The organism is Salipiger marinus (assembly GCF_035481585.1).
Lineage (GTDB): Bacteria > Pseudomonadota > Alphaproteobacteria > Rhodobacterales > Rhodobacteraceae > Salipiger > Salipiger marinus.
Window position 1 is genome coordinate 413098 of the sequence record NZ_JAYKSL010000001.1, and the last position, 20020, is coordinate 433117.

The window sequence follows — 20020 nt, forward strand, 5'->3', positions numbered from 1 at the left end:
ATAGACCGCCGACCGTTAAGATGGCCTTTCGCGGCGAGCTCAGCGTCACATCACCACGAATTCCGCATGCAGCGCGCCTGCGGCCTTGATGCTTTTCAGAATGTCGATCATGTCGCGCGGGGACACACCCAGCGCATTGAGCCCGGCGATGACCTCTGACAGGCTGGTGCCGCCCGGAACTTCCGCAAGCCCGATGCCGGGCTCTTCGACAATATCCGCTTCGGTGCGGGGCACGGCGATGGTCTCGCCTTCGGCAAAGGGGTTGGGCTGCACCACGATCGGCGCTTCCTGAATGCGCAGCGTCAGGTTGCCCTGCGACACGGCAACCCGGGAAATCCGCACATCTTCCCCCATGACAATTGTGCCCGACCTCTGGTCGACCACGACCCGTGCCCGGCGCTGCGGTTCCACCGCAAGGTTCTCAATCGCCACGACGGCCCGGGCGGGAGAGCTGGCGCCCGTGCTGAGCAGGTCGACCGACACGGTGCCGGCATCCGTCATGTTGGCCGCACGCCGCCCCACCGCCCGGTTGATCGCCGCTTCGATCCGGGCGGCGGTGGTAAAGTCCGGCTCGCGCAGCGCCAGCCGCAAGGTGGACAGATCCTGAAACTCGAAATCCACCTCGCGTTCGATCCGCGCCCCGGCGGGAATGACCCCGGAGGTCGGCACCCCCTGCACCACACGACCGGCATCACCTTCGGCTTCGACCCCGCCCGCGATCACCGTCCCTTGCGCCACGGCATAAATCTGACCATCCGCGGCATTGAGCGGCGTCATGATGAGCGTTCCCCCCAGCAGGCTTTTGGCATCCCCGATTGCCGACACCGTCACGTCGATCTGGCCACCGGCGCGGCCAAATGGCGGCAGTCGCCCGGTGACAAACACGGCTGCGACATTGCGCGGGCGAAACTGCTCTCCGGTGACGTTCACCCCGAGCCGTTCCAGAATATTCTGCATGATTTCTTCGGTGAACGGTGCGTTCCGCAAACCGTCGCCCGTGCCGTTCAGCCCGACCACCAGCCCGTAGCCCACCAGATCGTTGGCGCGGACGCCGTCGACCTCCACCAGATCCTTGATCCGCACCGCCTGCGCCTCGGTCTGCCCCGCCATGGCCGCAACCGCCAGCGTCACGCCCAGCAGAAGCCGTCGCATCAGAAGAACTCCGTCAGCGACATGCGTGAGGAACGCACGGTAATCGCATAAAGCGCCTCCAGCTGGGAGCGGGTGTTTTCGTAGCGGGCGGCGGTGTCGAACTGGTCGATCCCCACCAGATCCAGCCGGGCGAGGCTCATCGCAGTGGTCTCGGCAGCATTGCGCGTGGTGGTTTCCTCGATCCGGGCTTCCAGCGCGCCAAGGCCCGCGCGCAGTTCCACCACCGGAGCCTGCGCCTGCAGCAGATCACGACCCGCTTTCGCCATGAGTCCCGTCTGCACCTCCAGAGGCAGGCCAAGCGTCGGATCGGTGGCGAGCGCCGCCTTGGCCATCATCTTCAGGACGTCCCGGAACACCTGATTGTCCGCGCGGATGTCCAGGGCCGCGGTTTCGGTCCGGCTCAGCCGCAGCGGCGCAAGACCGTCCTGCGATCCAAGATAGCACATCGTCTCGAACCCGCCGCCGGAACCGAACCATGCGTCGAGCGCGGCATCCACCCCGGCCACCGTCGTTTCTCCGGCAAGCGCGCCGCGCAGATCGGCCAGCATCGCCTCCGGATCCGCCAGCGGAGGCGTGTCGGTCGTGGTTCCGGCAAAAAGATAGCGGCCGCCAATCCCCCGGTTCAGGCCGCTGACCATCTGTCCAAACGCATTGCTCGCCTCTTCCGACAGGGTGGAGAGCATTTCTGACGACGGGGTCAACGCCGCCGAAAGCAGAACCTGCGAGACGGCCTCGGCGCGGGTCTGGATTTCGGACAGCGTCGTCTGCATCGTCCCCGCCAGCAGCGAGGCTTCCGCGGTATTGAGACGAAAGGCCTCCAGCTGCGCGAGGGTGCGGTCAATGGCGACCAGACCGGTGACATCCCCCGCCAGATGGGTGGCCGGATCGCGGACGAACCCCGTGGCGAGCTCGACCCCCAGCTGATCCATCTCGCGGTTGAGCCGTGTGTGATGCGTCCGCAGCAGCAGCGTGCGCGCCATGTCTCCGACAGTGTTCATTCCCGCTCTCCTCAGATGTTCAGAAGTCTCTGCATCAGTTCGTCGACGACGGTCATCACCCGGGCATTGGCGGCGTAATGCTGTTCGATCAGCATCAGGTCCTGCAGCTCGGCATCGGTATCCACGCCCTTGGACAGCTCCAGCTCGCGCAGCGCCGTATTCTGGGCGCGGCTGAAGCTTTGTTCGGAGTCGGCCCGGACGCGCGACATCGCCACCTGCGACTGCAGATCCGCCACATGCTGGCCAAAGCTCTTGGGTCCAGTGCCCAGCGCGATCGACGCCGGGGTCCGCAGCGCCTCCAGCGCATCGGCATAACCATTGATCAGCGTGGCATCCCCCACGGCCCCCGTCACGGCGGCGCCGAGCCCGTCGCGCAGGCGCCAGGATCCGGCACCTCCCGGGGCGACCAGCGCGTTGATGCGGATCCGGCCTGCGATGCCGGTTTCGTCACCCGGATCAAAAGCAAGCCCGGCATCGGTGAACAGCCCCGCATCGGTGGCGCCAAGCGTGGCATCCGGGCCGCCCGGACCAAAACGGTCGATCAGATCACGGGCCAGCGCATCCAGCGCCACCTGCGTCGCCACCCCGGCCTCGTCGCGGATCAGCAGTTGCGCGCCCAGCGTGCCTCCCCCCAGCGGTCCGGCATTGCTGGCGCGAATGGCTTTGCCGTTCAGGGTGATGCCCGACAGCAGCCCGTTATCCTGCGTCATGTCGCTGGTGACGGTCGCCACGGGGGTGAAGCCAAGAACCGCAGGCGCGCTGTTGATGTCGGGATCAAGCAGCACCGTGCCGGATCCCGCGTAAAGCGCCACCATGCCCCGGTCGCGCTGGACACTGCGCAGCGGCACGATGCCGGACACGCTGTCGATCACCCGCTGCCGTTCATCCATCAGCGAGGAGGCATCGCCATTGCGCAGCACCGTGTCCGAAATTGCCACGTTCAGCCGGTCGACCCGTGACAGGGCACTGTTCAGCGCCTCGACCTGCGTCGCGATGGCCGTATCCGCCTCGGTCCGGGCGGACTGCACGCCAGCGCTGATGACCGTCAGCTTGGCCGCCAGATCCTGCGCCGCCAGCGCCACGGCATCCAGCCGCTGGGTCGAGGCCGGATCGCTGGATGCCGTCAGCAGCGCGTTCTCGAACGTGGCATAACGTTCGGTCAGCGACCCTGCCGCGCCGCTTGCGCCAAACAGGGTCTCCACCTGAGTGGCATAGGACTGCAGGCTGTCGGCAAAGCCCGACTGTGCGTCGGAAAGCCTGCGATCCGACAGCACCGCCGCATCTTCAAGCCGCACGACCCCTTCGATCCAGACCCCTCCGGAGGTGCCGCTGCTGCGCGGCGACAGCTCCAGCACCCGGCGGCCATAACTTTCGGTCGTCGCGTTGGAAATGTTGGACGAGACGAGTCCCGCCTTGCGGCTGTTTGCGGTAAGGCCGCTCAATGCGTTGGAAAGGGCTCCGGTCAGCGACATTCAGCGGCCTCCATTCATGGGCTCTGCAGCGCGTCAGCGCTTGAGGTTGGTGGTTTCCTGCAACATGTCGTCCACGGTCTGGATGACCTTGGCATTGGACGTGTAGGCGCGCTGCGTCTTGATCATGTCGGTCAGTTCGCGCGCCACATCGGTCGCGGATTCCTCCCGCGAGAAGGATTTGATCTCGCCGGTGGGGCCATCCCCCGCATCCCAGAGGAAATAGGCGCCGCTGTCGGAAGAGGGTTTGAAGGTCTGGTTGTCCATCGCGATCATGCCGTTCACGTTCGGCAGATCCGCCAGCGGCACCTGATACAGCGTCTTGGAAATGCCGCTGTCATAAAGCGCACTGACATAGCCGCTGCCATCGACCTCGACCGAGATCATGCTGCTGACCGGGGATCCGTCCTTGACCACGGAGAGCGGGGTGAAGCTGTCGGAAAGCTGCGACAGGCCGGTGGTGCCGCCAACCGCGCCAAGGTCGAATTCTATGGGTCCCCCTGCCACCGTGACCGTGGCAAGGCCGGTCGCCGCGTTATAGGCGCCGCCGGTCACCGTCGCGACGGAGAGCAGTCGACCGCCGCCGGTGCGGCTGTCGTCGAAGGTCAGGGTGTATTCGCCAACCACCGTTCCGCCAGAGGCCGAATCCTCCATCACCAGCGTCCATTCATTGGAAGTGCCGGTGGCGGGGACCGTGGGGGTGAAGGTCAGGCTGATGTTCTGCGACACGCCAAGATTGTCGAAATACTCGATGGACAAGTTTTCCGACGCGCCATCGGCCCCCGCCATGGTGCCAGTGGCGGGCAGGTTCAGCGTCATCGCGACGCTGGTGGTCGGATCCCCCTGAAGGGCGCGGTTGAACTGGATCGGCTCCAGCCCGCCCACCGTATCGCGCGGGAAGGCCGGGATGCTGCCATCAAGGTTGGCGGGCCAGCCCATCAGGTAATAGCCCGCCTCATTGGCCAGATACCCCTCGTCATTGACGCGGAACGAGCCGGTGGAGGTCAGCAGCATCTCCGGACTGGCGGGGTTGCGGTCATATTGCGGTCCCGCGACCACGGGCAGCAGGCCCTTGCCGCTGACCGCAAGATCGGTGGCGTTGCTGGTCGTGGCCAGCGCCCCCTTCTGGTCCACCAGCCGCAGGTTCTGCGAAACCACCCCGCCCGCGGTAAAACTGCGGCCCGTGTTGTTCATCACGATCGCATTGAACTCTGTCTCTGCCCGCCGGTAGCCATAGGTGGAGGCGTTGGCGATATTGTCGGAAATGCTCGCCAGTCGGCTGGCATTTGCGCTAAGCCCTGAAACGCCCGCGTTGAGGGACGACGAAATGGTCATGGACACGCCTTTCTGCTGTCGCGGTTTCGAGATGTCCCGGCAACAGATACGCGCGGCAGCTTAATGGGCCGCTAACAGCTAAAATCCAAGCCATTACCCCCTCCTCAGCGGTCGCGCAGAAAGATCACCTCCAGCCGGGTGTTGCGCGGATCCATCGGGTTGTCATGCGCGGGATCGCGGTCGGCATGGGCGGTCACGCGAGCCACACGGTTGCGGTCCAGCCCCTCCCGCCAGAGCAGGTCGCGCATATGCCCGGCATGCTGCGCCGATTCATCCCAAGCCGGATTTTTTGCCAGAACAATGGGATAGGCCCGCACATGCCCCTCCACCGCCACCGGATTGCTGACCATGTCGGCCACCCGCGCCACCGCCGCAGCCAGCCGTTCCAGCAGCGGCGTCGGCCTGCCGCTGTCGTCGAACAGCCGCGACTCGGCGGTCTCGTACAGCTCGACCACCAGACCTTCGTCGGTCAGCCGGGTCACGATATGCCGCATCAGACCATCATCCAGCGCGCTTTCGCCGGTGCGGCCCAGCAGCTTCTGTTCAAGCTCGCGCAGCGCCTCTTCTTCGGCATCCTGCGCCTCGCCCTGCGTGAAGGTGCCGCGTGCGGAATCGCTTTCCGCCGGCCTCTCGCTGGTGGCGCCGGTGCCGACCTGCGGCAGCGTCATCTCGGAAAACGTGTTGTCCCCGCCCAGCATGCCAGTGCCGCCCCCGGAAATCCGGGCCACGGCAATCGTCGGATTGAAGTAATCCGCAAGTCCCTTGCGCTGTTTTTCCGTCGTCGCGTTCAGCAGCCACATCAACATGAAAAAGGCCATCATCGCCGTCACGAAGTCGGCATAGGCGACTTTCCAGGCCCCGCCATGGTGCCCCCCGCCGCCAACGACCTTTTTCCTTTTGATGATGACCGGCGCGACATTGCTGTCCGCACCCATCTCCACCACCCTTCCAAACTCACCCGGCGTCAGGAATAGCGCAACGGGTCTTACCGCCCGCTTAACAATTCAAAATGTGGGGGGATCCCTGTGGCGGAGCCGTGCCGAATATCCCACAGCGCGGCACCCTGCCCCGCCCGTGAATGGACAGACGGCGCATTTCGGACTAGCTCTGGTTCCAACACGGCACAGGGATCCGGGGGTGACATGGCGACGTGGCTGGGCAAGACAGCGGCACTGGCCGCAACGGCAGGTCTGACGGGCCTCGCCGCACCGGTATGGGCCGACACGCTGCCGGCATTCAACCTGTATGGCCTGCCGGGCCTGATCGACATGCCCACCGCCGAACCTGCCCCTGACGGCACGCTTGCCCTGACCTATGGCTATGTCGGCGGCGCGAACCGCGGCTCGCTCAGCTTCCAGCTGGCCCCGCGGCTGAGCGGCACCTTCCGCTACACCGGGATTCAGGATTTCGACCATCCGGCCTCGGTGGACGGGGTCTACTATGACCGCAGCTTCGACATCCGCTTCCAGATCTTCACCGAAACCGACTGGCGGCCTTCGGTCGTGATCGGGCTGCAGGATTTCATCGGCACCGGCATCTATAGCGGCGAATACCTCGTGGCGACCAAGACTCTGGCACCGGGGCTGGCGGTGACCGCCGGTCTGGGCTGGGGGCGGCTTGGCAGCTATGGCGCGATGACTTCGGTCGGCACGCGCTCCGACACCATTCTGGGCACTGGCGGCCAGCCCACCGCCGACCGCTGGTTCCGCGGCGATGTCGCGCCCTTTGGCGGGATCAGCTGGTCCCCCGACAAACGGCTGACGGTCAAGCTGGAATACTCCTCAGACGATTATGAGGAGGAACGGCGCAGCAGCGATTTCGACCATGGCATGCCGGTCAATCTGGGGCTGGATTACCGCTTCGACAACGGCACGCAGCTGTCGCTGTACTACGCCTATGGCTCCACCGTGGGCGCACAGCTGACCCTGCCGATCAACCCCAAGACGCTGGGGGTGCCCGGCGGCACCGAAAGCGCCGGTCTGCCGGTGAAGCCGCGCGCGCCCGGCAGCGCAGCCGATCTGGGCTGGACCAGCGACCTGCCCGGCACCAGCGACTCCGTGGAAGCCCAGCTTGCCCGCGCGCTGGAGCGCGAGAATCTGGAACTGCAGGGCTTCCGGCTGGAACCCACGCGCGCCACGCTGCGGGTCCGCAACGACACCTACGGCGCCCCGGCGCAGGCCATCGGGCGCACGGCGCGGGTGATGACCCGGCTCCTGCCCGCCTCGGTCGAGGAGTTTGTGATCATCCCGTCGGACCGCGGCATGGCGCTGTCGGCGGTGACGATGCGGCGCAGCGATCTGGAACGGCTGGAGCAGGACGCGGCGGTGGACATGCTGGCCCGCACCAGCTTTTCGGACGCGCAGCGCATCGCCCCCCCCGTCGACCTGCAAAGCCATCCGCGCTTTACCTGGTCGCTTGGCCCCTCGCTGTCCTACAGCACCTTCGACCCGGACGATCCGCTGCGGGTGGATATCGGCGCGTCGCTGCGCGGCAAGCTGGAGATCACGCCGAACATCGTGCTGCGCGGCGCGCTGACAAAGCGCGTTTTCGGCAATCTGGACGAGATCGACCGCGAGAGCGAATCCGCCCTGCCCCGCGTGCGCACCGATTACGGCGTCTTCGCGCGGGAGGGGGATCCCTCGCTGCGCACCCTGACGCTCAGCTTTTACGGACGGCCCGCGCCGCAGGTCTACAGCCGCCTGACGCTGGGCTATCTGGAAAGCATGTATGCCGGGGCCTCTGCCGAAGTGCTGTGGAAGCCGGTTTCCAGCCGCCTCGCGCTTGGGGCAGAGCTGAACTATGTCGAACGCCGCGATTTTGACCAGCAGTTCGGCCTGCAGGGCAACGAGACGACCGACCCCGTCAGTGGCATCACCCGGAGTTTCCCGAAGGTGAACGGCCATGTCTCGGCCTATTACGATTTTGGCGGCGGCTATAACGGGCAGCTGGATGTGGGCCGCTATCTGGCGGGCGATACCGGCGCCACGCTGACCTTCAGCCGGGAATTCGTGAACGGCTGGAAGATCGGCGCCTTCGCCACGCTGACCGACGTGTCGGCGGATGATTTTGGCGAGGGATCCTTTGACAAGGGCATCATGCTGACCATCCCGCTGGCCATCGGCACCGGAACCCCCTCGCGCGAGGGCACCGATGTCACGATCCGCTCGGTGCAGCGCGACGGCGGCGCGCGGCTGTCGGTGCCTGACCGGCTTTACGAACTGGTGCGGGAGGGGCATGAACCGGATGTCGCCGCGTCCTGGGGGAGGTTCTGGCGATGACCGGCACACGCTTGCGCCAAGGAATCGGGCTCTGCGCCCTGCTGACCGCTCTGGCCGCCTGCGGCAACGATCCGCAGCGTCCGCGAATTCTGGAAACCGCCTATCAGACGCTGTTCCAGCGCGGCGAAACGGCCCCGTCCGAAGTGACCGGCCAGCAGATCCTTGCCACGCTTCAGGCCACCGACCGGCCCGTGATCTACCTGTCCATCGAGGACCGCAAATCGCAGGCACTGGCGGTGGAAATCCAGCAGAACGGCGCCTATGACACCTTCGCCACCACTGAACGGCAGTCCTTCACCCTGCGGAACGGCTATATCGTGGCGACACGGGGTCTGGGCGGCGATCTGATGTCGGTGGAGGAGGACGCGGTTCTGGCGCTGATCCGCGCGCGGCAGACCGGCACCGCCACCTATGTCATGCGCTTTCTCACCGCCGAAGACGTGACCGAGGAACTGACCTATCGCTGCGGCGTCGAACCCGACCAGACCGTGCCGGTCAGCATGGGGCTGATCAATGCCACCGGCACCGAAATGGTGGTGGCCTGCACCGGAGAGGACGGACCACCCTTCGTCGATTACTTCGTGGTCAGCGCAGAGGGTGAAATTCTCGGCTCCAAGCAATGGCTTGGAACCACCACCGGATATGTCGCGATGCACCGCGTCCGGCTGTAATCGCGCGTCAGTTCAGAGGGATTCGCCGGATCACCGTGGCCGCGATCAGGCGCAGATCGTAACACAGGCTGCGCCGCCGGGCATAGATCAGGTCCAACCGCGCCTTGCGGGGCACGCAACGGCGGCAATAGACCGCTTCGGTCTGGTCGGCATTGCGGCAGGGCGCCAACAGACGCTCCTCTGTCCGGTGAAAGGCCAGCGTGGCCAGCCCGGTGACGCCGGGGCGCTGCCGCAGCACCTGCGCGTAAAGCTCCGGAAACATCTCCACATAGCGGCGCAGCGGCGGGCGCGGCCCGACAAAGCTGATATCGCCGCGCAGGATGTTCCAGAGCTGCGGCAGTTCGTCCAGACGGTAGCGGCGCAGGAAATGCCCCGTCCGGGTGATGCGATCCGCCTTGTCGCCCCCCGACACGCCGCGATCTGCGCCATCGGGGCGCATCGTGCGGAACTTCCACAGCAGGAAGCCGCGCTGCGGCGTGGTCATGCGTTCGGACAGATACAGCACCGGGCGCCCGTCGCGCAGCAGGATCAGCCCCGCGAGGCCCAGCAGCAGCGGCATCCCAACCAGCAGCAGCAGCAGCGCCAGCCCCAGATCCAGCAGCCGTTTCGACAGGGTCACGCGCAGGGCTCCGCGGCGCACATCGGCAGGATCCTGCCCAAGCTGGCGCCACACTGGCAAGCCTTGGTCACCCGGGCCGGTTCAGGGCCAAATTCCGTCCGTTTGCGTTGCAAAACTCCGACGCTCCGCCGCTTGTGCCGGTCCTATGCACTTCCCCGGGACCAAGAAACTGTCTATCACCGAACCTGACCGGCAAGAAAGCCCGCAAACGGGTAAACGACTGCTTCGGGAGGCCCCGTGTTGATGACGTCTCGTATCCTGATCGCGCTTCTGGCTGGCGCTACGGCGCTGTCGGCCTGCAGCCTGCCCCGGGGGGCGGCGCTGCAATCCGAAGTCCTGCGCGAAGCCGATGCCGAAATTCCCAGCTTTCAGGTCATGCCCGTCACCCGCGCCACCATGCCCCTGATCGCAAGCTGGCCGCGCACCGGCGAAGGCCATGATACCGCGTGGCCCCGCACCGCCACCGGGTCCAGCGAAAGCGTCATCCAGACCGGCGACAAGGTCGACATCACCATCTGGGACAGTCAGGAAAACTCGCTGATCACCACGCCCACGCAGAAATCCACGGCCATGCCCGGGGTCGAGGTGGCTGGCGACGGCACGGTCTTCGTGCCCTATGTCAACGAGGTGCAGATCCGCGGACTGACCCCTGCCGCCGCGCGGGCGCGCATTCAGGCCAAGCTTGAATCCATCGTGCCCTCGGCGCAGGTGCAGCTGAGCCTGACGCAGGGCCGCGGCAATTCGGTGGAACTGGTGGGCGGCGTGTCCAGCCCCGGCGCCTTTCCGATGCCGTCACGCAATTACAAGATTCTGGGCCTGATCGCGGATGGCGGCGGCATCAGCAGCAGCCTGCGCAACCCCCGCGTTCGGCTGATGCGCGGCGGCACGACCTATGAAATCTCTGCCGGAACGCTGCTGGAATCCAGCGATTACAACGCGCTGCTTTATCCCGGCGATACCATCATCGTCGAGGAAGACGACAAGAGCTTTACCGCGCTTGGCGCCTCGGGCACCGAAAGCCTGATCTACTTCCCCAAGGACCGGCTGACCGCGCTGGAAGCGATCTCGCTGATGGGGGGCCTGTCCGACCAGCGGGCGGATCCCAAGGGCGTGCTGGTGCTGCGCGAATATGACGTGCGGCATCTGCGGTCGGGTTCGGGGGCGCCCAACATGCAGCAGGTGGTGTTCACCTTTGATCTGACCTCGGCGGACGGGCTGTTTGCGGCGCGCAAGTTTGCGATCAATCCCGGCGATACCGTGCTTGCGACCGAAAGCCCGGTGACCCGGGCGCAGACCATCTTTGGTCTGATCGGCAATGCCTTCGGCGTCAGCCGTCAGGTCGCCACCATCTCCAACTGACCGACAGGGGCGCAGCAGACCTGCGCCCCCACCCTCGGCTCAGCTTTCCGGCGACAGCGAGGCCAGATAGGCAAAGACATCCGCGCCGCCATCCTTCAGCTTGAAGGTCATGGCAGAGCGTGCGCCCGCATCGCCGGTAAATTCCTTCAGAAAGGCCGTGGGATCCTGCACATAGGCCACGAAGGCGGCCTCGTCCCAGACCAGCCCCTGTTCCGCTGCAGCCTGCAGCGACGCCTTGTAGCGGAAATCCGGATCGGCTGCGGCAGGCTGATCGGCCACCCCGAACAGGTTGGGGCCGGTCCTGCCGCCGCGCTGGATCACCTCTCCGGCCGGGTCGGCGATCATGTGGCAGGCACGGCAGCGCGTCTCAAAGGTTTTCTGACCGGTGGCCACGTCGCCTTCGGCATGGGCGGCGGTGGCAAGGGTCAGGGTGGTCAGGGCTATAGCCAGTCTGGCGGTCATCTCGGGGTCTCCCAATGGCGTCTCCACCCCCCGTGTCTAGCCAAGCCAGACGGCAAGCGCGCTGCGACCTATTGCCAGCGCGCCGCTTGACCCCGCCTGCCGTCCGGGGGAAACAGCCCCCCGCATCACCCCAAGGAGGTCCGGTCATGGCCGAACTCATTCCCGCATGGGACAAGGGCAGCCTGCTGCCGCTGGACAAGATCGAGGTGCATCGCCGCGGCCTGCGCCATATGGCCGTGTCGGTGTTCGTCCAGCGCGGCGGCCAGACGCTGCTGCAGCGCCGTGCCTTGGGAAAATACCACACGCCGGGGCTTTGGGCGAATGCCTGCTGCACCCATCCGCACTGGCAGGAGCCCGCCGCCACCTGCGCCGCCCGCCGTCTGGGGCAGGAACTGGGCCTGCACGGGCTGAGCCTGACCCATCGCGGACAGGTCGAATACCGCGCCGAGGTGGGGCAGGGCATGACCGAACATGAGGTGGTCGACATCTTCACCGCCACCGCGCCCGAAGGGCAGGAGCCGCAGCCCGATCCCGCAGAAGTGATGGACACTGCATGGCTGCCGCTGGCGGATCTGCCCGCGCGGATCGCCGCCACGCCCGAAGAGTTTACGCCATGGCTGCGGATCTATCTGGCGCGTCACGCCGCGATGATCTTTGGCTAGGCGCTATTTCCGGCGGCGCAGATAGACGTAATAGGCGCCGCTGCCGCCGTGTTTGCCATGGGCTTCGGTGATCTGCAGCACGGCATGGCTCAGCGGCGGCAGGCGCAGCCATTGCGGCACCTGCGTTTTCAGAACCCCCCGGCGGCGCGGCATCGGATCATGCGGATCCTCCCGCGCGCCCTTGCCGGTGATGACAAGAACCAGCCGGAATCCCCGCATCTGCGTGCCCAGAATGAAGCTGGCCAGTTCGCCATGCGCCTGATCCAGCGTCATGCCGTGCAGGTCCAGCCGCGCCTCGGGATCAAGCTTGCCGCGCCGCATGCGGGTGAAGGCCTTGGCGTCCATCCGCACCGGATCCCCCGCCAGCCGGTCCTGCGTGCTGGCATAAAAATCATGGGTTTCGGTGCGTGGCGGCGCGCGGTCGCCCAGCCCGAAGGCAGGCAGAGGATCCGCCTGCGGCGGCTTCGACGCGGCGGGCCGGGGCTTGGCAGGCAGCGGCGGGGCAGGGGGATCCGCCACCGGTTTGCGCCCCGGCAACCGCTGCGCGCTGCGCGCGACAAGGTGCCAGAGCTCCAGCTCTTCGGGGCGGAGCCTGCGGCGGCTCACAGCACGTGATCCGGCAGCAGCGCATAGGCGCGCTGGATCGGCAGCAGCACCATCATGCGGCCCGGATCCTTCAGCTGGCCCGCGCGGCGACCGGCGGCATCGCCGGTGCCAAAGAAAATATCCGCCCGCTGCGCGCCCTTGATCGCCGATCCGGTATCCTGCGCGATCATCAGCCGGTGCAGGGGGATCTGCCCGCCCTTTTCGACCCAGACCGGCGCCCCCAGCGGCACATAGGCCGGATCCACCGCCACCGTCCGCAGCGTGGTGATGGAGCGGTTCATCGCCCCCAGCGGGCCGCGATGCGGCGGCACCTCGTTGACCTCACGGAAGAACACGTAAGACGGGTTGCTCAGCAGCAGCTCCTGCCCCTCGGACGGGTTGGCGCGGACCCAGTTCTTGATCACCTGCGCCGAAACCTGATGCGCCTGAAACGTGCCGCGCCGCACCAGTTCCTGCCCGATGGAGCGGTAGGGATGGCCATTGGCGCCGCCATAGCCCACGCGCAGCACCCGCCCGTCGGGCAGGCGGATCCGTCCGGAACCCTGCACCTGCAGGAAGAACAGCTCCACCGCGTCATCGACCCACGCGATTTCCAGACCGCGCCCCTGCATCACGTCGCTGGTCAGTATGTCGCGCCGGGTCAGCCAAGGCGACAGATCGCGCGCGTCCTGCGGCATCCGGTACAGCGGATAGCGAAAGCGGGCATCCGGGCGGAGGGATCCGTCCAATTCCGGTTCAAAATAGCCGGTGAACAGGGCATCCTGCCCGTCAGAAATCAGCACCGGGCGAAAAAAAAGCTCAAAGAACGCGCGGGCATCACCCGCGTCACGCGCCAGCCCGCAAAGGCTGCGCCAGTCGGGATCGTCAAGATCGCCGCAGGTGTCCAGAAACACCGACAGGGCGGAGGCATGGTCATCCTCCGCCCAGCCGTCAAGATCGCTGAACTCCATAATCCGGTAAGTGGGGTCGGTCTGCGCGGCGCTCATGGTCCCGGCCACCAGGAATCCGGTCAGCAGCGCTGCACGGATCCCCCCTGTCATGCGTCAGTCGCGACCAGCTGCCAGTTCGGATCGTCGCTGCCCATACGGCGCGCGTAGGTCCAGACATCCTTCTGGCGCTTCACCGAGGTGGGGCTGCCTTCGATCACCTCGCCATTGGCGTTTTTCACCACCGAGGTCAGCTCGCCCACATATTTGACCGTGATTTCGGCCAGACGTTCGTTTTCGTCGAAGGTCGCATCCACCAGCGACAGCTCGCGCACGCCGACAAATTCGGCCTCGATGGTCAGGCCCTGCTGGCGGCGCTGCTCCACCACCTCGGCGAAGCTGTCATAGACATCCTGCGACAGGAAGTCGCGGAGGCTTTCGACCTCGCCCCGCTCGAAGGCCATCAGGATCATCTCGTAGGCGCCGCGCGCGCCGGACAGGAAATCGCCCACATGAAAGGACGGCTCTGCCCGTTTCATCTGGCCAAGCGCCTCGGCGGCGGGGCTTTCGGCGGGAACATGGTCCACGATGTCGTGATCCGGGCCACCCTCGATCACCTCGAAGTCGCGCCGCGCGTCGTCCCGGGTCGCAGGGGCCGGAGCAGGCGGCTTTTCAAAGCCGTCCCGCGTGCCCAGCACACTGCGCAACCGCAGGATCAGGAAGATCGCGATCCCGGCAAGGACCAGCAGTTGCACTATAGACGATGTCATCGGCACCTCATTGACGGGGTCTTCATGGAAAATCTCATATCGCTTTCCTATGTAGGCACTGGGCGCGGGCAAGTCTACCGCCCCGGCCTGAAGGAAAGGGAGGCAAGCCATGTGGCTTTTTCTGGCGTTTCTCGCCGTGCCGCTGATCGAAATCGCGCTGTTCATCCAGGTGGGCGGGCTGATCGGGTTGTGGCCAACGCTGTTTGTCGTGGTGGTGACCGCGATCATGGGCACATGGCTTGTGCGCAGTCAGGGCCTGCGGGCGCTGGCAAATCTGCAGGGATCCTTTTCCCGGCTGGAGGATCCGACCCAGCCTCTGGCGCATGGCGCGATGATCCTGCTGTCCGGCGCGCTGCTGCTGACGCCCGGGTTTTTTACCGATGCCGTGGGCTTTGCGCTGCTGGTGCCGGGCGTCCGTCTGGCGGTGATGCGACAGATTGCCCGCCGGGTAAAAGTGCAGCGGTTCAGCATGGGCGGCGCCTCTGGCCCGCAGCCCAGACCCGGCCCGCGCGGCCCCCAGACGCCAAAATCCGCAGGCGAGGTGATCGAGGGTGATTTCACCGAAGTGCCGCCCTCCAAACGGCCAAATCACCCCGGATCCGGCTGGACGAAGCATTGAGAAGCCCCTGTGCTGCTGCTATGCCAATGATAACTTTCCGGAGAGGAGCCTGATCCATGGCCGAAAACGCTGAAAACGGCGCAGCCGAAGCAACCCAGCCCACCCCCGTCAAGATGAGCGTGCTGGCGCAGTTCGTGCGCGACATGAGCTTCGAAAACATCCTTGCGCAAAAGGGCGTGTCCGGCGACGTGCAGCCCGACGTGCAGGTTCAGGTGAACCTCGACGCGAAAAAGCGCAGCGGTGACAACCAGTATGAGGTGGTCATCAAGCTGAAGGTGGAATCGAAATCCAAGGCCACGCAGGACATGCTGTTCCTTCTGGAACTGGACTATGCCGGCGTGTTCAGCATCGAAGGCGTGCCCACCGAACAGATGCACCCCTTCCTGCTGATCGAATGCCCCCGGATGCTGTTCCCCTTCGTGCGCCGGATCATTTCCGACGTGACGCGGGACGGGGGCTTTCCGCCGCTCAACCTCGAAACCATCGATTTTGTCGCGCTTTACCGCAACGAGATCGCGCGCCGTCAGGCCGCCACGTCCTCGCAATCCGCAGACGGGCGCAAGATGGACGCCTGAGCCCGGATCAGGTCCGCGTCCAGAGCGCGGACTGACCCAGCTTTGCGACAAAGGCGGCGTGAGCCGCCTTTTCTTCTTCGGTCAGGCGCGGGGGCAGCGGCGTGGGCCTGCGGGTCGGACGCCAGTCGCCCTCCGCCTCCCCGGCGCTGCGGCCCGTGGAGACCGGCGCCAGCACCAGATCGGGCTGTTTGCCGCCGATCAGTTCCAGATAAACTTCCGCCAGAATTTCACTGTCCAGCAGCGCGCCGTGCAGCGTGCGCGAGGAATTGTCGATGCCGAAGCGGCGGCACAGCGCGTCCAGCGAGGCGGGCGAACCGGGAAATTTCTTCCGCGCGATGTCCAGCGTGTCCAGCGCGCAGCCAGCGGGCAGGGCGGGACGGTTGCACCAGCGCAGTTCGGCGTTGAGAAATTTCACGTCAAACGCCGCGTTATGGATCACCAGCTTGAAGTCGGTGCCGAGGAAGGCCAGAAAATCGTCGACGATGCGGGCAAAAACCGGCTTGTCGCGCAGGAAATCGTCGCCCAGCCCGTGAACCTGAAACGCCTCCTGCGGCATGCCCCGTTCGGGGTTGATATACTGGTGATAGGTGCGGCCCGTCGGCAGATGGTTGAACAGTTCGACAGCGCCGATTTCCACGATCCGGTCGCCCTGTTCGGGCTCAAACCCGGTGGTTTCGGTATCAAGAACGATCTCGCGCATTCATCTGCCTTTCGATGTCGGAAAGCACCTTCTGAACCTGTTCGCGGGCATGGTCCAGCGTATCGGTCACGATGACAAAATCGGCCCGCGCGCATTTGTCCTCGTTGGGCATCTGGCGGGCAAGGATCCGGTCCAGATCGGCGGTGCTCATCGTGCCGCGCGTCAGAACGCGCGCGCGCTGCACCTCGGGCGGGATGGTGACGCAGGCCACCGCATCCATCTCTGCCTCGGCGCCGGTTTCAAAGAGCAGCGGAATGTCGAAGACACCGATGGCGTCGGGATGGGCACGGGCAAAACTCTCCCGGTCAGCGCGAACGAGCGGATGCACCAGCGCCTCGATCCGGGGCAGGGCGGTGGGATCCGTCGCGATCACCTGCCGCAGCGCCTGCCGCGCGACGGATCCGTTCACAACCGCCTGTGGGAAAAGTTCGGCCATCGGGGCCACGGCGGCCCCCCCCGGCGCGTAAAGCCGGTGCACGGCGGCATCCGCATCCCAGACCGGGCAGCCCGCCTCGGCAAAAAAGGCCGCTGTCTGCGACTTTCCCATACCGATGGAGCCGGTCAGTCCCAGACGAAACCTCATTCCAGCACGACAGCCCGCAGCGCCTCGTCCACCTCGGGGCGCTGGCCGAACCAGCGTTCGAACCCGGGCACCGCCTGATGCAGCAGCATGCCCAGCCCGTCGACACAGGTGCAGCCCATCTCTGCCGCAACGCGCAGCAGCCGCGTCTGCAGCGGGGTATAGACCAGATCCGTCACCAGCGCCCGCCGCGACAGACCATCCAGCGGCACGCGCAGTTCGACCTTGCCAGTCATGCCGAGCGAGGTCGAATTGACCACCGTGGCCGCTCCTTCGACCGCGTTGCCCGCCTGCACCCAGTCCACCACCTTGATCCGGTTGCCAAAATCCTCGCGCAGCGTTTCCGCCCGCAGCCGCGTGCGGTTGGTCAGCCGGATTTCAGGCACCCCCACCTCCAGCAGCGAGGCGACGACGGCCCGCGCGGCACCACCCGCGCCAAACACCACCGCAGGGCCGGACTCGGGCTGCCAGTTGGGCGCGGACTGGCGCAGATTTTCAATAAAACCAAAGCCATCGGTGTTGTCGGCATGAATCTTGCCATCCCGGCGAAAGATCAGCGTGTTCGCCGCCCCGATCAGCGTCGCCCGGTCAGAGACCAGATCGGCAATCTCCATCACCCGTTCCTTGTGGGGAATGGTGATGTTGACGCCGACAAACCCGATCTGCGGCAAAAGCCGCAGCGTTTCTTCCAACCGGTCGGCGGGCACATCCATGGGAATGTAATGCCCCGGCAGCCCATATTTGCGCAGCCAGTGGCCATGCAGGCGCGGCGACCGCGAATGCGCCACCGGAGAGCCGATCACCCCGGCAAGCGGAATTTTGTCCATACTCATGCGGCTATGATCCCCCGGAGGTTGAAAAAGGCAAGCAACTCGAGCAGCGGCAGGCCCAGAATGGTGAAATGATCGCCCTCGATCCGGGAAAACAGCCGGACGCCCTCTTCCTCCAGCTTGTAGCCCCCCACCGCGTGACGCAGGCTGTCCCAGTTGCGGGCAAGATACTCGTCCAGATAGGCGTCAGAAAACTCGCGCATCAGCAGCCGCGCGACACCGACATGGCGCCAGACCGGTTCCCCGTCCTGATAGATCACCGCAGCAGACAGAAGTTGATGCCGTTGCCCGCGCAGCCGCAGAAGCTGCGCGCGCGCGTCCTCGGGGCTTTCCGGCTTGGCATAGATGACCCCGTCGCAGGTCAGGATTTGATCGCAGCCCAGCACGAAGGCCCCGGGCTGCCGGTCCGAGACGCGGCGCGCTTTGTATTCCGCCAGCGCATCGGCCATGTCGCGGGGCGAGGCGCCCTCGGCCTCCAGCGCGGCGCGGATCGACGACTCATCGACTCGGGGAATCGTCACGGTGAAGGGAACGCCCGCCGCCCGAAGCAGATCGGCCCGGATTTGCGAGCCGGAGGCTAGGATAAGGTGCGGATTCATGTGGATAACTCTGTTTGCAGCTCTGCGGCCATGTCAGGGGAATGTTCTGGGGAAAAACCGCTCAGGTTTCAAGCATGGGCATAAAACCCCTGTTTTTCTTCGATTCGGGCCGAGTCCTCCGGCTGTGGGCGGGGAAAACTTCTGCTTGTGGATAACATTTCCGGCCACAGGTTTTGTCAGAGTTATTCCATGACGGATCCGTCGGGCGCAAGCGACTGGAATCCGGATGGATTCCACAACCCGTCCCAGCCTATGCGCTGGTTTTCCACAGAGAGTCACACAAGATCCGAGAGCGTGGACAGGATCCGGCGAAACATTTGATCCACCGGATCCCTTCGCCCCATCTCACACATCTATCTAAACTTTCTTTCTTTTATTTTTCGTTAAACAGACTGGCCCGGGGGATCCCTCCGGCACGATTGACTCCCCGCCCGGCACCCGCTACGACATCCAGCGTCCGTCCGGACAAACTTTCCCGTATGACGATAGACACGACGGCCCGACATGGCCGGGAGGATTCCATGACCACCACGGAACGTCTCAACCTTGCTGATCTCAAGGCCAAGAGCCCGAAGGATCTTCTGGCCATGGCCGAAGAGCTGGAGATCGAAAACGCCTCGACCATGCGCAAGGGCGAGATGATGTTTCAGATCCTCCGCGAACGCGCGGATGAGGACTGGCAGATTTTCGGGGATGGCGTTCTCGAAGTGCTTCAGGACGGGTTCGGCTTCCTGCGCTCGCCCGAGGCGAACTATCTGCCTGGTCCCGACGACATCTATGTGTCGCCCGACATGATCCGCAAATATTCGCTGCGCACCGGCGACACCATCGAGGGAGAGATCCGTGCCCCCGATGGCGAAGAGCGGTATTTCGCGCTGATCGACGTGACCGCGATCAACTTCGAAGACCCAGAAAAAGCCCGGCACAAGATCGCCTTCGACAACCTGACGCCGCTTTACCCCGATGAGCGGCTGAAGATGGAGATCGAGGATCCCACCATTCGCGACAGATCCGCCCGGATCATCGATCTGGTGGCGCCGATCGGCAAGGGCCAGCGGTCGCTGATCGTGGCGCCGCCGCGCACCGGCAAGACCGTGCTGCTGCAGAACATCGCCAATTCCATCGAAAAGAACCACCCCGAGTGCTATCTGATCGTGCTGCTGATCGACGAGCGGCCCGAGGAAGTGACCGACATGCAGCGGTCCGTGAAGGGCGAGGTGGTGTCTTCGACCTTTGACGAGCCCGCCACGCGCCACGTTGCCGTGTCCGAGATGGTCATCGAAAAAGCCAAGCGGCTGGTGGAACACAAACGAGATGTTGTGATCCTTCTCGACTCGATCACCAGACTTGGTAGGGCGTTCAACACGGTTGTTCCGTCCTCCGGCAAGGTTCTGACCGGCGGTGTGGATGCCAACGCGCTGCAGCGTCCGAAGCGGTTCTTCGGCGCGGCCCGGAACATCGAAGAGGGCGGATCCCTCACCATCATCGCCACGGCGCTGATCGACACCGGCAGCCGCATGGACGAAGTGATCTTTGAAGAATTCAAGGGCACCGGCAACTCGGAAATCGTGCTGGACCGCAAGGTTGCAGACAAGCGCGTGTTCCCGGCCATCGACATTCTCAAGTCCGGCACGCGGAAAGAGGAACTGCTGGTGGACAAGATCGATCTGCAGAAAACCTTCGTCCTGCGGCGGATCCTGAACCCGATGGGCACGACGGATGCGGTGGAATTCCTGATCTCCAAGCTGAAACAGACCAAGACCAATTCCGAATTCTTCGAATCCATGAACAGCTGACAACACCGCGGAGG

Annotated in this window: 21 protein-coding genes; 7 read left to right on the forward strand and 14 right to left on the reverse strand. The window is 65.1% G+C overall.

Features of this window, described 5'->3' with window-relative positions:
• Positions 1-45 precede the first annotated feature (45 nt).
• The 5 genes from VK682_RS02110 to VK682_RS02130 all read right to left on the reverse strand — a co-directional run bounded on the left by VK682_RS02110 (position 46) and on the right by VK682_RS02130 (position 5889).
• Entirely contained in the window at positions 46-1152 is a 1107-nt protein-coding gene (locus VK682_RS02110) for a flagellar basal body P-ring protein FlgI (RefSeq protein ID WP_089847465.1), read from the reverse strand.
• Positions 1152-2150 (reverse strand): flagellin, encoded by a 999-nt coding sequence (locus VK682_RS02115; protein WP_324781361.1) that lies wholly within the window; start codon positions 2148-2150, stop codon positions 1152-1154. The genes VK682_RS02110 and VK682_RS02115 overlap by 1 nt, the downstream gene beginning before the upstream one ends.
• An 11-nt stretch (positions 2151-2161) precedes the next feature.
• Positions 2162-3622, reverse strand: a complete 1461-nt coding sequence (gene flgK / locus VK682_RS02120; protein WP_230794879.1) for a flagellar hook-associated protein FlgK — start codon at positions 3620-3622, stop codon at positions 2162-2164.
• 33 nt (positions 3623-3655) lie between these two features.
• Positions 3656-4954: a flagellar hook protein FlgE gene (locus VK682_RS02125; RefSeq protein ID WP_089847470.1), complete on the reverse strand. Its 1299-nt coding sequence runs from the start codon at positions 4952-4954 to the stop codon at positions 3656-3658.
• Positions 4955-5058: 104 nt separating this feature from the next.
• Positions 5059-5889, reverse strand: coding sequence for a flagellar motor protein MotB (locus VK682_RS02130; protein ID WP_230794881.1), 831 nt, complete (start codon positions 5887-5889; stop codon positions 5059-5061).
• A gap of 207 nt (positions 5890-6096) precedes the next feature.
• On the opposite strand from VK682_RS02130, the gene VK682_RS02135 reads away from it, so the two are divergent.
• Both VK682_RS02135 and VK682_RS02140 read left to right on the forward strand, forming a co-directional pair.
• Positions 6097-8232: a YjbH domain-containing protein gene (locus tag VK682_RS02135; RefSeq protein WP_230794883.1), complete on the forward strand. Its 2136-nt coding sequence runs from the start codon at positions 6097-6099 to the stop codon at positions 8230-8232.
• Positions 8229-8903, forward strand: a complete 675-nt coding sequence (locus VK682_RS02140; RefSeq protein WP_089847476.1) for a YjbF family lipoprotein — start codon at positions 8229-8231, stop codon at positions 8901-8903. Before VK682_RS02135 ends, VK682_RS02140 begins: the two co-directional genes overlap by 4 nt.
• A 7-nt stretch (positions 8904-8910) precedes the next feature.
• Here the strand turns inward: VK682_RS02140 and VK682_RS02145 are convergent, their stop codons facing one another.
• A complete protein-coding gene (locus VK682_RS02145) occupies positions 8911-9522 on the reverse strand; it encodes a sugar transferase (RefSeq protein WP_230795122.1) in 612 nt (203 codons plus the stop codon).
• 243 nt (positions 9523-9765) lie between these two features.
• Between VK682_RS02145 and VK682_RS02150 the strand changes: the two genes are divergently transcribed.
• Positions 9766-10881, forward strand: coding sequence for a polysaccharide biosynthesis/export family protein (locus tag VK682_RS02150; protein ID WP_230795123.1), 1116 nt, complete (start codon positions 9766-9768; stop codon positions 10879-10881).
• Between the two features lie 39 nt (positions 10882-10920).
• On the opposite strand, the gene VK682_RS02155 is transcribed toward VK682_RS02150, so the two are convergent.
• Positions 10921-11343 carry a c-type cytochrome gene (locus VK682_RS02155; protein ID WP_230794885.1) on the reverse strand — a complete coding sequence of 141 codons (423 nt, stop codon included), beginning with the start codon at positions 11341-11343 and terminating at the stop codon, positions 10921-10923.
• Positions 11344-11489: 146 nt separating this feature from the next.
• On the opposite strand from VK682_RS02155, the gene idi reads away from it, so the two are divergent.
• The gene (gene idi / locus VK682_RS02160; RefSeq protein WP_089847483.1) at positions 11490-12005 is read left to right on the forward strand and encodes an isopentenyl-diphosphate Delta-isomerase; all 516 of its coding nucleotides are present in this window, start codon (positions 11490-11492) and stop codon (positions 12003-12005) included.
• 3 nt (positions 12006-12008) lie between these two features.
• Here idi and VK682_RS02165 read toward each other — a convergent pair whose 3' ends face one another.
• From VK682_RS02165 to VK682_RS02175, 3 genes are read right to left on the reverse strand one after another with little or no spacing between them, the layout of a single operon-like run.
• A complete protein-coding gene (locus VK682_RS02165) occupies positions 12009-12611 on the reverse strand; it encodes a Smr/MutS family protein (RefSeq protein WP_230794887.1) in 603 nt (200 codons plus the stop codon).
• Positions 12608-13651 carry a murein transglycosylase A gene (mltA, locus tag VK682_RS02170; protein WP_230794889.1) on the reverse strand — a complete coding sequence of 348 codons (1044 nt, stop codon included), beginning with the start codon at positions 13649-13651 and terminating at the stop codon, positions 12608-12610. The genes VK682_RS02165 and mltA overlap by 4 nt, the downstream gene beginning before the upstream one ends.
• Positions 13648-14307 (reverse strand): Tim44/TimA family putative adaptor protein, encoded by a 660-nt coding sequence (locus tag VK682_RS02175; protein ID WP_089847489.1) that lies wholly within the window; start codon positions 14305-14307, stop codon positions 13648-13650. Before VK682_RS02175 ends, mltA begins: the two co-directional genes overlap by 4 nt.
• A 109-nt stretch (positions 14308-14416) precedes the next feature.
• Between VK682_RS02175 and VK682_RS02180 the strand changes: the two genes are divergently transcribed.
• Both VK682_RS02180 and secB read left to right on the forward strand, forming a co-directional pair.
• On the forward strand, positions 14417-14926 hold the full coding sequence (locus VK682_RS02180; protein ID WP_089847491.1) for an FxsA family protein: 510 nt from the start codon (positions 14417-14419) through the stop codon (positions 14924-14926).
• 56 nt (positions 14927-14982) lie between these two features.
• A complete protein-coding gene (gene secB / locus VK682_RS02185; protein WP_089847492.1) occupies positions 14983-15501 on the forward strand; it encodes a protein-export chaperone SecB in 519 nt (172 codons plus the stop codon).
• 7 nt (positions 15502-15508) lie between these two features.
• Here secB and dnaQ read toward each other — a convergent pair whose 3' ends face one another.
• The 4 genes from dnaQ to VK682_RS02205 are packed head-to-tail and all read right to left on the reverse strand — an operon-like array spanning position 15509 to position 18210.
• Positions 15509-16201, reverse strand: coding sequence for a DNA polymerase III subunit epsilon (gene dnaQ / locus VK682_RS02190; RefSeq protein ID WP_230794891.1), 693 nt, complete (start codon positions 16199-16201; stop codon positions 15509-15511).
• Positions 16182-16784, reverse strand: coding sequence for a dephospho-CoA kinase (coaE, locus tag VK682_RS02195; protein WP_324781362.1), 603 nt, complete (start codon positions 16782-16784; stop codon positions 16182-16184). Before coaE ends, dnaQ begins: the two co-directional genes overlap by 20 nt.
• Positions 16781-17614 (reverse strand): shikimate dehydrogenase, encoded by an 834-nt coding sequence (locus VK682_RS02200; protein ID WP_230794894.1) that lies wholly within the window; start codon positions 17612-17614, stop codon positions 16781-16783. Before VK682_RS02200 ends, coaE begins: the two co-directional genes overlap by 4 nt.
• On the reverse strand, positions 17611-18210 hold the full coding sequence (locus VK682_RS02205; RefSeq protein WP_230794896.1) for a Maf family protein: 600 nt from the start codon (positions 18208-18210) through the stop codon (positions 17611-17613). Before VK682_RS02205 ends, VK682_RS02200 begins: the two co-directional genes overlap by 4 nt.
• Before the next feature lie 521 nt (positions 18211-18731).
• Here VK682_RS02205 and rho point away from each other — a divergent pair.
• Positions 18732-20006, forward strand: coding sequence for a transcription termination factor Rho (gene rho / locus VK682_RS02210; RefSeq protein ID WP_089847504.1), 1275 nt, complete (start codon positions 18732-18734; stop codon positions 20004-20006).
• The last annotated feature ends 14 nt before the right edge of the window (positions 20007-20020 follow it).